The organism is Actinomadura roseirufa (genome assembly GCF_900659635.1).
In the GTDB taxonomy this organism is placed as follows: domain Bacteria; phylum Actinomycetota; class Actinomycetes; order Streptosporangiales; family Streptosporangiaceae; genus Spirillospora; species Spirillospora roseirufa.
The window spans coordinates 25139-38581 of the sequence record NZ_CAACVB010000052.1; the positions used below are offsets into that span (position 1 = coordinate 25139).

The following is a 13443-nucleotide window of genomic DNA, read 5'->3' on the forward strand; positions in this document are numbered from 1 at the left end:
TTGTCGGTGTTGTGTCGTAGCATTCCCGGCGTGACGGACGTAGAACTCAGCGCGGACGAGGCACGCCGACTGCAGCTGCGCGCCCAGGGATTCCTGGGCGCGCGGCCCAAGGGCGGGGTTCCGGCCATGCTGGAACGGCTGGGGGCCGTCCAGCTCGACACCATCTCGGTGCTGGCTCGCTCGCACGAGCTGGTGCCCTACGCGCGGCTCGGGCCCGTCGGGCGCGAGGCGATCGAGGGCGCCTACTGGGGCAACGGGACGTACGGGGCGTTCGAGTACTGGGCGCACGCCGCGTCGGTGCTGCCCATGGCCGACTGGCCTCTGTTCGCGTTCCGGCGCCGCGCGTACCGGCGCAAGGGGCTGCGCTGGCACGAGGTCCCCGACGGCGTGTCCGCCGAGATCCGGGCCCGGCTCGAATCGGACGGGCCGCTCACCACCAAGGACCTCGGTGGCGCCAAGGCCAGCGCCGAGTGGTGGGACTGGAGCGACCACAAGATCGGCATCGAGTGGCTGCTCGACGTCGGCGAGGTCGTCTGCGTGGAGCGCGTCGGCTGGCGCCGCGTGTACGACCTCGCGGAACGGGCCGTCCCGGCGGAACTGCTCGCCCAGGACCCGGACGACGACGCGTGCCTGACGGCGCTCGTCGCCCGCGCCGGGCGCGCCCTCGGCGTGGCCACGCGCGCCGATCTCGCCGACTACTACCGGCTCAAGAAGGACCAGGTCGACCGGGTGGTCGAGGCGACCGGGCTCGTGCCCGCGTCGGTGGCCGGATGGCCGGAGCGCGCGTGGGCCGATCCCGCCGCGCTGGAGACCCCGGCCCGCGGCCGGCACGCCACCACGCTGCTGTCCCCGTTCGACTCGCTGGTCTGGGACCGGGCCCGCGCCGCCCGAGTCTTCGGGTTCGAGCACCGGCTGGAGGCCTATGTGCCCAAGGCCAAGCGGGTCCACGGCTACTTCGCGATGCCGCTGCTCTCCGGCGGCCGTCTCATCGGGCGGGTCGACCCGGCGCGGGAGGGACGCACCCTCGTCGCCCGGCAGGTGTCGTTCGAGCCGCGGGCCGTCGTCGGCGCCGCGCGCGCCGGGGCGTCCGCGGCCGCGTTGGCGACCGCCCTGTGGCGTGCGGCCGGGTGGGTGGGGTGCACCGACGTCCGGGTCGAGCGGATCGTCCCGGACACGGTCGACCCGGCGGCGATCACCTCGGCGCTCAGGGCCACCGCCCCGTAGGCGCGGGGACCGTTCTCGGACACCGGGCGGACTGAAAAATGTCACGTTCCCATGCGGAAGGGCCTCCGGCCGGAGGCCCTTCTCGGGTGTCTTCTCGCATTTTGGCAAGGGGTGCCGCTATTTGAGCGGGGATCCGGGCAAGGGTTGCGGTACGGGGGACCCGCCGGGGGGCGTCAGCCGTGCGGAGTCTGCTGGGGATCGGTGGCGATGGGACGGTCCAATACCTCGCCCTGCCGTCCGCCGCGGCGCTTGTCGGTCCGCGAGCCGAACAGGGAGTAGTCGACGATCTCGGGGATGACGCGGGGGGCGTCCACGACGACGTCGGAGAACAGGTGGACGAGCCCGCTCAGGACCAGCCCGAGGACGATGACCGCGGCGCCGACCCAGAACAGGATCCAGGAGGGGCCGACGCAGAGCGCGACCCCGCCGATGACGAACCCGATGAAGATGACGGTGACGGCGACCCACGATCCGGGCCGCCCGGCGTGCGATCCGTGCTGCTCCACGGACTGCGACTTCTCGGACATCGAGCCTCCACTTCGACGGTGTGAGAGATCCTGTCCGGCGCCCCGGCCCTCAAACGGAACGCGCTGTGGATTGCGCTGCGGGGTGACCTAGACCATTCTGGGTCTCGCCTACGATGGGCATCGTACGTGTGGTGTGCGCGCCGCCAGGAGCGGTGACCCACGATCTGCAAGGAGCCTTCGAGAGTGCCGCCAGTCATCGACAAGATCCTTCGTGCGGGCGAAGGAAAAATTCTGCGCAAGCTCAAGAAGCTCGCGGATCAGGTCAACTCGATCGAGGAGGACTTCCTCGAGATGAGCGACGCCGAGTTGCGCGAGCTGACCGACAAGTACCGGGAGCGGCTCGCCGACGGCGAGACCCTGGACGAGTTGCTCCCCGAGGCCTTCGCCACCGCCCGCGAGGCGGCCAAACGCGTCCTGGGGCAGCGCCACTACGACGTCCAGATCATGGGCGGCGCCGCGCTGCACCTGGGGAACATCGCCGAGATGAAGACGGGTGAGGGCAAGACCCTGACCTGTGTGCTCCCGGCGTACCTGAACGCGCTGGCGGGCGACGGCGTCCACGTGGTCACGGTGAACGACTACCTGGCCAAGCGCGACGCCGAGTGGATGGGCCGCGTCCACCAGTTCCTCGGCCTCGAGGTCGGCGTCATCCTCCCGCAGATGACCCCCGACGAGCGCCGGGCGGCCTACAACGCCGACATCACCTACGGCACGAACAACGAGTTCGGGTTCGACTACCTGCGCGACAACATGGCCTGGAGCCTGGACGAGTGCGTCCAGCGCGGCCACAACTTCGCGATCGTGGACGAGGTCGACTCGATCCTCATCGACGAGGCCCGGACGCCGCTGATCATCTCGGGTCCGGCCGAGCAGAACTCCAAGTGGTACTCGGAGTTCGCCAAGATCGTCCCGCGGCTGAAGCGGGCGGAGCTGGTGAGCACCGCCGGGCAGGTCGACGAGTACGGTCCCGGCGACTACGAGGTGAACGAGAAGAAGCGCACGGTCGGCATCACCGAGGCGGGCGTGGAGAAGGTCGAGGACTGGCTCGGCATCGACAACCTCTACGACTCGGTCAACACGCCGCTGGTGAGCTTCCTCAACAACGCGCTGAAGGCCAAGGAGCTCTACAAGCGCGACAAGGACTACGTCGTCATGAACGGCGAGGTCCTGATCGTGGACGAGTTCACCGGCCGCATCCTGCACGGGCGCCGCTACAACGAGGGCATGCACCAGGCCATCGAGGCCAAGGAAGGTGTGTCGATCAAGGACGAGAACCAGACTCTCGCCACGATCACCCTGCAGAACTTCTTCCGCCTCTACGGCAAGCTGTCCGGGATGACCGGTACGGCCGACACCGAGGCCGCGGAGTTCAACAAGACCTACAAGATCGGCGTGGTGCCGATCCCGACGAACAAGCCGATGGTCCGCCAGGACGTGGCGGACGTGGTCTACAAGACCGAGCAGGCGAAGTTCGAGGCGGTCGTGGACGACATCGCCGAGCGGCACGAGAAGGGCCAGCCGGTCCTGGTCGGCACGACGTCGGTGGAGAAGTCCGAGCGGCTCAGCAAGATGCTGAAGCGGCGCGGGATCGTCCACCAGGTGCTGAACGCCAAGCACCACGAGCAGGAGTCGGCGATCGTCGCCGAGGCGGGCCGCAAGGGCGGGGTCACGGTCGCCACCAACATGGCGGGCCGCGGCACCGACATCATGCTCGGCGGCAACCCCGACTTCCGTGCCGACCTGGAGCTGCACCAGCGGGGGCTGTCGCCGCTGGAGACTCCGGAGGAGTACGAGGAGGCCTGGCCGGAGGCGCTGGAGAAGGCCAAGGAGGCCGTCAAGGGCGAGCACGAGGAGGTCGTCGAGGCCGGCGGGCTCTACGTCCTGGCGACCGAGCGGCACGAGTCGCGGCGCATCGACAACCAGCTGCGCGGCCGGTCCGGCCGGCAGGGCGACCCGGGCGAGTCGCGGTTCTACCTCTCGCTCGAGGACGACCTGATGCGGCTGTTCAACTCCGCCCGGGTCGAGGCGATCATGACCCGGCTCAACATCCCGGACGACGTGCCGATCGAGTCCAAGATCGTCTCCAACGCGATCAAGTCGGCGCAGAGCCAGGTCGAGCAGCAGAACTTCGAGATGCGCAAGAACGTCTTGAAGTACGACGAGGTCCTCAACCGGCAGCGCAAGGTCATCTACGCCGAGCGCCGCAAGGTGCTGGAGGGCGAGGACCTGCACGAGCAGGTCCGCCGGATGATCGACGAGGTCGTGCACGGCTACGTCGCGGGCGCCACCGGCGAGGGCTTCGCCGAGGAGTGGGACCTCGACAAGCTGTGGAAGGCGTTCAAGCAGCTCTACCCGATCGGGATCACGGTCGACGACCTGGTCGAGTCCGAGGCGGGCGGCGACATCTCCGGGCTGGACGCCGAGACGCTGGCGGCCAAGATCCGCGAGGACGCCCAGGAGTCCTACGACAAGCGCGAGGAGGAGCTCGGCTCGGAGGTCATGCGCGAGCTGGAGCGCCGCGTGGTGCTGTCGGTCCTCGACCGCAAGTGGCGCGAGCACCTCTACGAGATGGACTACCTCCAGGAGGGCATCGGCCTGCGGGCCATGGCGCAGCGCGACCCGCTGGTCGAGTACCAGCGCGAGGGCTACGACATGTTCAACGCGATGCTGGACGGCATCAAGGAGGAGTCGGTCGGCTACCTGTTCAACCTCGAGGTCGAGGTCGAGGAGCAGCCGGAGGCCCCCCAGGTCGGCGCCAAGCCGGTGTCCGTCGCCAAGTCGGCCACCGCCGTCGGCGAGGTCGAGGAGGCCGAGGCCGAGGAGGCCGAAGCCGAGGAGGAGGTGCCGGCCGACGAGGCCCCGGCCATCAAGGCGAAGGGCCTGGAGAAGCCGAAGCGCCCGAAGAAGCTGGAGTACTCCGCGCCGACCGTCGACGGTGAGGGCGGCGTCGAGCACCACAGCGAGGAGTCGGACGACCAGTACGCGGGCGTGAACCGCAACGATCCGTGCCCGTGCGGCTCGGGCAAGAAGTTCAAGCGCTGCCACGGGGACCCGCGCAACAAGTAGGCCCCGGTCGCGAGCGGCCTCCCGGTTCGTCCGGGGGGCCGCTCGCGCGTTTCACGGGGCGGTGCCCTCCCGAGCGGTGGTCTCCAGGGCGGTGGTCTCCAGGGCGGTGCAGCGCCACTCGCCGCGCAGCGGCTCCAGGCGGAGCGCGACCGCATGGAAGCGTCCGGCGACGACCACCACGGCGGCGGCCTCGGCGGCGCCCGGCGCGGGTCGCCGCACCCGGCACGACAGGACGCGCGGCGGCGTGACGCGTCCGCGCCGCGGGGGCCGTCGCTCCAGTTCCCGGCGGACCGCGGGGACCGCGACCCGCGACAGATGGTGCGGGGGCCGCGTCCCGGCGAGGACCTCCACGATGATCCGGACGGTGGCCTCCGTCCGGGCGAGCAGCTCGGTCTCCGCGGTCTCGTCCGGCCGGACGAGGCGCAGCGGGTTCGGTGGCCGGGCGCTCCCCGGGGTCGTGCGCGCGGGGCTGAGCGCCAGCGCACCGTCCGTTCCCGTCGTCCGGGTCCCCGGCGGTGCGGTGGGACGCGCAGGGGCGTATCGGACGATACGGACGGCCGGGCGGGGACCTCTGCGAGCCATGGGGGAGCCTCCTCGAATCGGTTCGAAAGAGGAGGCGCGCGGCGTCCGGGAAATACGTCCGCGGCCACATCAGGCCGGGGCGGCGTGGTCCGCACGCGAGCGGCGGCGGGGCGCTCGGGCGCCCCGCCGCCGCGGGGTGAGTCCCGGATGGGGGTGAGGGGAGCCCGGGACTCGGTGGTGCTGGGCCGGAGGGCGGACCGGCCCGTGATGGTCAGCCTCCGGCGGTGCTGTCCTGCGGCTGGGAACCGCGTCTGCGGTTCTCCTTGGCGCCGCCGGCGATCTCCGGGTCGGCGGCGGGGTCGGCGGCGACCGACTCCTCGCCCTCCGGTTCGCGTCCCGGCGTGGCGATGTTGAACCGCACGATCAGGAACTTGAACACGAAGTAGTAGATGAAGAAGTAGAGGACGCCCAGCCCGATGACCAGCGGGAGGCCCTTGGTGTTGTCCTTGGACGCGTTCAGCAGCATGTCGATGAGCCCGGCGGAGAAGCCGAAGCCGAGCTGGGCGCCGGCGGCCTCCAGGACGGCCATCGAGATGCCGGTGAGCACGACGTGGACCGCGTACAGCGCCGGCGCGACGAACATGAACGAGAACTCGATCGGCTCGGTGACGCCGGTGACGAACGCGGTGAGCGCGGCGGAGATCATGAGGCCGCCGACCGCGGCCCGGCGGTGCGGCGGCGCGGCGCGCCAGATCGCCATGGCGGCGCCGGGCAGGCCGAACATCAGCACGGGGAAGAACCCGGCGAGGAAGCCGCCCGCGTTCGGGTCGCCGGCCAGGTAGCGGTTGATCTCGCCGTGGACGACGCCGTCGGAGCCCTTGTAGTCGCCGAACACGAACCAGACGAGCGAGTTCGGGATGTGGTGCAGGCCGAACGGCAGCAGCAGCCGGTTGACGACGCCGTAGACGCCGGCGCCGAGCGCCCCCGCGCCGGTGATCCAGTCACCGAAGTCGGTGAGCCAGTTGCCGAAGACGGGCCAGATGAAGCCGATCACGACGCCGAGGACGAGCGCGACGACGGCGGTGACGATCGGGACGAACCGGCGGCCGCCGAAGAAGGCGAGGTAGGACGGCAGCTTGATCCGGTAGAAGCGCTGGTAGAGCAGGGCGGCGGTGACGCCGATGAGGATGCCGCCGAGGACGTCGGTGGGGTTCTTGGCCCCGAAGTCGATGACCTCCTTGGGCGCGCCGTCGGCCATCTTGGTGATCAGGACGCTGCCCTTGAGCTCGTCCGTGTGGGAGAACATGACCTTGGAGACCTGGTCGAAGACCAGGTAGCCGACGACGGCGGCGAGCGCGGTGGAGCCGTCGGCCTTCTTCGCGAAGCCGATGGCGACGCCGACCGCGAACAGCAGCGGCAGGTTGTCCAGCAGGGCCTGGCCGGCGCGGCCGACGACCTCGGCGACGCGAATCCAGCCGAGGCCGTCCGCGCCGAGCATGTCGGGCTGGCCGAAGCGCAGCAGGAGTGCGGCGGCGGGCAGGACGGCGATGGGCAGCATCAGGCTGCGGCCGATGCGCTGCAGCACCGCGAGGGCGCTCGACCCTCGGCGCGGCGCGGCGGCGTCCGCGGTTGTCGAAGTCATCGGGGGGTTCCTCCTCAGGGGGTTTCAGGAGTGTGGCGGGGGGTTTCCGAGGGCCGTGTGGATCTGGTAGCGGTCCGCCCTGTAGGTCGACACGCCCAGCTCGGCGCAGACACCTCCGGTGTAAGAACGGCGTTGCAGGAGCAGGACCGCGCTCCCGCGGGCGATCTGCAGATGCCTGGCGTCGGTGGCGTCGGCCAGGCTGGCGTCGATGGTCTGGTCCCCGGCGTCGAAGACGAGGCCGTACACGGCCTCCAGGACGCCGTACAGCGAACGGTCGGCGAGTCGGCGGTCGAGCAGGTCGGGGGCGAGCGAGGCCAGGATGTGGGCGCGTTCCAGGGCCATGGGCTCGCCGTCGGCGGTGCGCAGCCGCTCGATGACGTGGATCTCGGTGCCCGGTTCGACCTCGAAGATGCGGGCCAGGCGCGCGTCGGCGGGGACCGTCCGCCGGTCCAGGTCGACCGCGCCGGGCCGCAGCCCGCGGCTCAGCATGTCCTCGGTGAACGACACGAGCCGCAACGGCATCTCGATCTTGGGCCGGGCGACGAAGGTGCCCTTGCCGGGGACGCGGTACAGCCGCCCCTCCGACACGAGCTGGTCGACGCCCTGCCGCACGGTCATGCGCGACAGGTCGTACCGGACGCACAGTTCCCGCTCGGACGGGATCGGTGAGTCGACCGGCAGTTCCGCGCTCTCGATCAGGTCGAGCAGGATCGCGCGGAGCTGGAAGTACTTCGGTACGGGGCTGTGCGGATCGATGGTGGTCACGGGGGTGTCCTCGATGGCCGGAAGCCGGATGGACGCGAGCGGCGGGGCCGGATGGGGCGGGAGTGGATTCGAGTGATATGGGGTGGACACGGCTTGGTTCGTACTGGTCTAGGCCGGACTAGACCACACAGCCGAAAGACATGTCAATGCACAGATGGATAACGACCTGTTCACGTGCGCGCCCTTTCAAGATCGAAGATTGTGCAGGTCAGGTTCGGTGCCCGCGGGGTCATCCGGCCCGCTCCGGAGGACCGTTCCGGCCGGCGTCCCGAGGCGCGTCCTCCTCGGGGTCCCGGCCGGGTGTGGGCAGGTCGAACCTCCTGATCACAAAGCTGAAGACCGCGTAATAGACGAAGAAGTAGACCACGCCCATCACGACGATGAGCCAGAGATGGCGGGTGTTGGACTTGGAGGCGTTGAGCAGCATGTCGATCAGCCCGGCGGAGAAACTGAAGCCGAGCTGCGCGTGCGCCGCCGCGAGGACGTACATCGACACGCCCGTGAGCAGGACGTGGACGCCGTACAGCAGCGGCGCGACGAACATGAACGAGAACTCGATCGGCTCGGTCACCCCGCAGACGAACGCGGTGAGCGCCGCGGAGACCATGAGCCCGCCGACGTCGCCGCGCCGGTGCGGCGCGGCGCTCCGCCAGATCGCCATCGCGGCCCCCGGCAGCCCGAACATCAGCACGGGGAAGAACCCCGCGAGGAACCGGCCCGCGTGCGGGTCGCCCGCGAGGTAGCGGTTGATCTCGCCGTGGACGACGCCGTCCGGGCCCCGGTAGGTACCGAACACGAACCAGACCAGCGAGTTCAGGATGTGGTGCAGGCCGAAGGGGAGCAGCAGCCGGTTCGCGACGCCGTACACGCCGGCGCCCGCCGCTCCCGCCCCGGTGATCCAGTCGCCGAAGTCGTCGATCCAGCCGCCGAGGGCCGGCCACACCAGCCCGAAGGCGACGCCGAGCAGCAGCGCCGCGCCGGAGGAGATGATCGGGACGAACCGGCGGCCGCCGAAGAACGCCAGCCAGGACACCAGCTTCACCCGGTAGAAGCGCTGGTAGAGCAGCGCCACCATGAGCCCGACGACGATGCCGCCGAGGACCTGGGTGGGGTTCTCCAGTCCGTAGCCGACGGTCTCCTTGAAGGAGCCGTCCTCCTGCCGGACCATCTGGACGACGGTGTCCTTCAGCGCGCTGGTGTGGGAGAACATCACCTTCGAGACCCGGTCGAACACGAGGTAGGCCGCGACGGCCGCGAGCGCGGTGGAGCCGTCGGACCTCTTCGCGAACCCGATGGCGACGCCGACCGCGAACAGGAGCGGGAGGTTGTCCAGAAGGGAGCCGCCGGCGGCGGCGAAGACCTCGGCGACGCGGTCCCGGCCGAGGCCGTCCGCGCCGAGCATGTCGGGCTGGCCGAGGCGCAGCAGGATGCCCGCGGCGGGCAGCACGGCGATGGGCAGCATCAGGCTGCGGCCGATGCGCTGCAGCACCGCGAAGACGGACGACCACGCGCCGCTCCCCTCGCCGGACGTCCCGCCGGACGCGGCGGTGGAACTCATGCGGATGACTCCCCCTGGACGGACCCGATCCCGGACGAGTTCGGGCGGACATCTTCAGCTCCCTCTGATTGGTGGGATAAGGTGCGTACTGGTCTAGTCCGGACTAGACCAGTGAACACCCGGAGGCAGCGGCCAGCGATCCCGCGTCGCAGAGAGTGTGCGTCCAGCCATGGCATCACTACTGATCACCGCCGAGCGCATGATCACCACCCCTCGCGGGGGTCCTACCCGCGTCCTGTCCCCGGGATTCGTCCGCGTGGCGGACGGTGTGATCACCGAGGTCGGCGAGGGCCGCCCGTCCGGCGCGCCGGACGCCGACCTGCGCGACGGGCTGCTCGCCCCCGGTCTCGTGGACCTCCAGGTGAACGGGTTCTTCGGCCACGACATGGTGGACGCGGACGAGGCGGGCTGGCACACGGTCGTGTCGCGGCTCCCCGAGACCGGCGTCACCTCGTTCCTGCCGACCTTCATCACCGCGCCCGTCGCCGTCCAGGCCGAGGCGCTGCGCAGGGCCCGTGACCTGCTGCCGGGCCTGCCCGCGGGCACGAAGGTCCTCGGCGTCCACCTGGAGGGCCCGTTCCTGTCCGCCAAGCGCAAGGGCGCGCACAACGCCGGGTACCTCACCGACCCGACGCCCGAGGCGATCGCCCGGCTGCTGGAGACGGGCCTGGTCAAGCTCGTCACGCTCGCGCCCGAACTGCCCGGCGCCCTGGGGGCGATCCGGACCCTCACCGCGGCCGGGGTGCTGGTCAGCGTCGGCCACAGCGACGCCACCGCCGCGCAGGTCGCGGAGGCCGCCGACGCGGGCGCCCGCAAGGTCACCCACATCTTCAACGCGCAGAGCGGCGTCGACCACCGCGCCCCGGGCGTGGCGGTGCAGGCGCTGATCGACACCCGGCTCAGCCCCGGACTGATCCTCGACCTGCACCACGTCGGCCCCGCCGCCGCCGAGCTGGTGTTCCGCGCGGCGGCCGGGCGGGTCGTCCTCGTCACCGACGCCGCCTCCTCCGCCGGGATGCCGCCCGGCACCTACGACCTCGGCGGCGAGCCGATCACCATGCCCGCGGACGGGCCGCCGCTGCGCGCGGACGGCACGATCGCCGGGTCCGGTCTCCGGCTCGACGACGCCGTGGGCAACGCCGTCCGGCTCGGGATCGACCCGGTGACCGCGGTCGACGCCGCGACCCGGGTGCCCGCCGACCTGATCGGCCGCGCCGATCTCGGCCGGATCGCGCCCGGTGCCGCCGCCGACCTGGTCTGGCTGGGTCCCGATCACCGGGCGCGTACGACGTGGATCAACGGGCAGAACGTTTACGGAGGGGGATCATGACCAGTCTGATGCGCGCCGAGATCGGTGAGCAGCCGGACGCGCTGCGCCGCACCATCGACGCGCTGCTGCCGCGCACGCCCGACATCGGGGCGCTGGCCGAGGAGACGCGGCAGGTGCTGTTCATCGCGCGCGGGTCGTCCGACAACGCCGCGGTGTACGGCCGCTATCTGGTCGAGGCGCACGCCGGGCGGCTGGCGACGCTGGCCGCGCCGTCCATCGCGACGACCTACCGCCGGCGGCTGGACCTGTCCGGCGTGCTGGCCGTCGCGATCAGCCAGTCCGGCAAGACCGAGGAGATCGTCGAGACGCTGGAGTGGGCCGCCGCGGGCGGCGCCCGGACGGTCGCGATCACCAACGGGGTCGGTTCGCCGCTGGCGGAGGCGGCGGAGGTCGCGCTGGTCACCGACGCGGGCGACGAGGTCGCCGTCCCCGCCACCAAGACCTACACCACCCAGCTCGCCGCGCTCGCGGTGCTCGGCCTCGGGCTCGGCGCCGGGGTGGCCGCGGACGACCTGCACCGGGTCCCGGACGAGGTGGCGCGGCTCATCGCGCTGACCGAGGAGTCCCCGGCGCTGCCGGAGATCGTCGAGGACCTCGCGAAGGTCCCCGGCGCCGTCGTGTCCGGGCGCGGCATCGCCTTCGGCACCGCGCTGGAGCTGGCGCTGAAGATCAAGGAGGCGTGCTACCTGCACGCGATGGGCCTGTCGTACGCCGACCTGCTGCACGGCCCGATCGCGGTCGTCGACGCGCAGACCCCCGCGCTGCTCGTGGCCGCCGACTCCGGCCCGACGCTGCCCGGCACGATCGCGCTGGCCCACCGCGTGCGCGGCGCGGGCGCGCGGGCGTTCGGCGTGGGCGGCGGTCCCGGCCTGGCCGAGGCGTGCTCGGCCGCGCTGCCCGGCCCGGCGCTGGCCGAGTGGACGGCGCCGCTGGGCCTGATCGTCCCCGGCCAGATCCTGGTCGAGAACCTGGCCCGCCGGCTCGGCGTCGACCCCGACGTCCCGCGCGGCCTGAACAAGGTCACGCAGACCGACTAGCCCGCGCCCGCCGCCCTGGACCGGGCGGCGGATCCGGGCGGCCGCACGACGCGGGCGGGGCGGCCCCGTCCCGCCCGCCCCCGCTAGGAGAGAAGGAACCCCATGGACAAGGCCGAGGCCATCGTCGCCGCCCTGGGCGGCGCCGACAACATCATCGAGATCGAACCGTGCGCCACGCGGCTGCGCACGGAGGTCTCGGACGCGGGCAGGGTCGACGAGGCGGGGCTGAAGGCCGCCGGCGCGTTCGGCGTCATGCGCAGCGGGACGGTCGTGCAGGTCGTCGTCGGCCCCGAGGCCGACACCATCGCCAGTGACATCGAGGACATCCTCGAGTGAGGAAAGGGGCCCCCACGATGACGCGAGTGCTGTCCCCGGTCGCCGGCCGGGTCATCGGCCTGGCGGGCGTGCCCGACCCCGTGTTCGCTCAGGCGATGGTCGGGCCCGGCACCGCGGTCGATCCCGAGCGCGGCCCCGGGTACGCGATCGCGCCCGTCACCGGGCGGATCGTCAAGCTCCACCCGCACGCCTACGTCGTCGTGGACGGCGAGGGGCACGGGGTGCTCGTCCACCTCGGCATCGACACCGTCAAGCTGAAGGGCGAGGGGTTCGACCTGCTCGCCGCCGAGGGCGACGAGGTCACCGCGGGCCAGCCGCTGGTCGGCTGGAACCCGGCCGTGATCGAGGCGGGCGGCCGGTCGCCGATCTGCGCCGTGGTCGCGCTGGACGCCGGCGACGGCGCCCTGTCCGACGTGGTCGAGACCGGCGAGGTGACGAAGGGAGCCGAGCTTTTCACATGGAGCTGATCGAGCTCCGCGCGGCCGTGTTCGACCTCGACGGCACCCTCATCCACACCGAGCCGCGCAACCGAGCGATGTGGGCGCGGCTGTTCGAGGCGCACGGCCTCCCCTACGACGACGAGCTGATCACCTCGTTCGCCGGGCGGCGCGGGCACGAGGTGCTGGCGGGGCTGCTGCACCTGTTCCCCGGCCGCACCGTCGAGGAGCTGTTCGAGGAGGTCGTCTCCTACGAGGCGATGCCGGACATGCCGGCCGTCACGCCGGTCCCGGGCGCCGTCGGCCTCGTCCGGGCGCTGGCCGGGGCGGGCGTCCCGCTGGCGGTGGTGACGTCGGGGCAGCGCCCCTACGCCGAGAACCTGCTGGACGTGCTCGGCGTCCGCGGGCTGCTGGACCTCGTGGTGACCGCCGGCGACGTCGTCACCGGCAAGCCGCACCCCGAGGGATACCTGGCCGCCGCGCGCGACCTGGCCGTCCCGCCGGGCGCCGCGGTCGCGTTCGAGGACGCCCCGGCGGGCGTCGCGGCCGTGAAGGCCGCGGGCATGACCTGCGTCGGCATCACCACCACGCAGCCCATGGCGGCGCTGGCCGGCGCCGACCACGTCGTGGCGGACCTGGAGAAAGTGGACGTCGTGCCGGGCCCCGCGTTGCGGGTGCGCGGACTGTGAGGCCGGAGGGCGGACCGCGCGGCGGTCCGGTCCGACGAACCCCGAAGGAGCATTCAGTGAGCGAGCGCAACGTCAAGATCGAGTCCCGGGTGGGGCTGCACGCGCGGCCCGCCGCGCTGTTCGTCCAGACCGCGGCGAAGGCGCCGATGGAGGTCACCGTCGGCAAGCAGGGCGGCGCCCCGGTGAACGCCAAGAGCATCCTCGCCGTGCTCGGGCTGGACACCATCGACCTCGGGGTGGGCGACACGCTCGTCCTGCACTCGGACGGGGCGCTGGAGGCGTGCGACCTGCACCGGCAGGAGTTCGGGCA

At 71.7% G+C, this 13443-nt stretch carries 13 protein-coding genes; 8 read left to right on the forward strand and 5 right to left on the reverse strand.

Features of this window, described 5'->3' with window-relative positions; all coding sequences use genetic code 11:
- Window positions 1–30 precede the first annotated feature (30 nt).
- Window positions 31–1224 (forward strand): winged helix-turn-helix domain-containing protein, encoded by a 1194-nt coding sequence (locus E1291_RS14265; RefSeq protein ID WP_131738268.1) that lies wholly within the window; start codon window positions 31–33, stop codon window positions 1222–1224.
- A gap of 173 nt (window positions 1225–1397) precedes the next feature.
- On the opposite strand, the gene E1291_RS14270 is transcribed toward E1291_RS14265, so the two are convergent.
- Entirely contained in the window at window positions 1398–1751 is a 354-nt protein-coding gene (locus E1291_RS14270) for an HGxxPAAW family protein (RefSeq protein WP_131738269.1), read from the reverse strand.
- 183 nt (window positions 1752–1934) lie between these two features.
- On the opposite strand from E1291_RS14270, the gene secA reads away from it, so the two are divergent.
- Entirely contained in the window at window positions 1935–4817 is a 2883-nt protein-coding gene (gene secA, locus E1291_RS14275; protein ID WP_131738270.1) for a preprotein translocase subunit SecA, read from the forward strand.
- A gap of 51 nt (window positions 4818–4868) precedes the next feature.
- On the opposite strand, the gene E1291_RS14280 is transcribed toward secA, so the two are convergent.
- The 4 genes from E1291_RS14280 to E1291_RS14295 form a co-directional block, all read right to left on the reverse strand.
- Complete coding sequence (locus E1291_RS14280) at window positions 4869–5399, reverse strand: Rv3235 family protein (RefSeq protein ID WP_131738271.1); 531 nt, start codon at window positions 5397–5399, stop codon at window positions 4869–4871.
- A gap of 211 nt (window positions 5400–5610) precedes the next feature.
- Window positions 5611–6981 carry a PTS transporter subunit EIIC gene (locus E1291_RS14285; protein WP_131738272.1) on the reverse strand — a complete coding sequence of 457 codons (1371 nt, stop codon included), beginning with the start codon at window positions 6979–6981 and terminating at the stop codon, window positions 5611–5613.
- Between the two features lie 24 nt (window positions 6982–7005).
- On the reverse strand, window positions 7006–7746 hold the full coding sequence (locus E1291_RS14290; protein ID WP_131738273.1) for a GntR family transcriptional regulator: 741 nt from the start codon (window positions 7744–7746) through the stop codon (window positions 7006–7008).
- A gap of 229 nt (window positions 7747–7975) precedes the next feature.
- The gene (locus E1291_RS14295; RefSeq protein ID WP_131738274.1) at window positions 7976–9304 is read right to left on the reverse strand and encodes a PTS transporter subunit EIIC; all 1329 of its coding nucleotides are present in this window, start codon (window positions 9302–9304) and stop codon (window positions 7976–7978) included.
- 169 nt (window positions 9305–9473) lie between these two features.
- Here E1291_RS14295 and nagA point away from each other — a divergent pair, with 169 nt between their 5' ends.
- From nagA to E1291_RS14325, 6 genes are all read left to right on the forward strand, one after another.
- Window positions 9474–10634, forward strand: coding sequence for an N-acetylglucosamine-6-phosphate deacetylase (gene nagA, locus E1291_RS14300; protein WP_131738275.1), 1161 nt, complete (start codon window positions 9474–9476; stop codon window positions 10632–10634).
- The gene (locus E1291_RS14305) at window positions 10631–11671 is read left to right on the forward strand and encodes an SIS domain-containing protein (protein WP_131738276.1); all 1041 of its coding nucleotides are present in this window, start codon (window positions 10631–10633) and stop codon (window positions 11669–11671) included. Before nagA ends, E1291_RS14305 begins: the two co-directional genes overlap by 4 nt.
- Before the next feature lie 102 nt (window positions 11672–11773).
- Entirely contained in the window at window positions 11774–12007 is a 234-nt protein-coding gene (locus E1291_RS14310; RefSeq protein ID WP_131738277.1) for a PTS sugar transporter subunit IIB, read from the forward strand.
- 17 nt (window positions 12008–12024) lie between these two features.
- Entirely contained in the window at window positions 12025–12474 is a 450-nt protein-coding gene (locus E1291_RS14315) for a PTS sugar transporter subunit IIA (protein ID WP_131738278.1), read from the forward strand.
- On the forward strand, window positions 12465–13133 hold the full coding sequence (locus E1291_RS14320; protein WP_131738279.1) for an HAD family hydrolase: 669 nt from the start codon (window positions 12465–12467) through the stop codon (window positions 13131–13133). Before E1291_RS14315 ends, E1291_RS14320 begins: the two co-directional genes overlap by 10 nt.
- A gap of 56 nt (window positions 13134–13189) precedes the next feature.
- On the forward strand, window positions 13190–13443 hold a 254-nt coding region (locus E1291_RS14325; RefSeq protein ID WP_131738280.1), incomplete at its 3' end, for an HPr family phosphocarrier protein.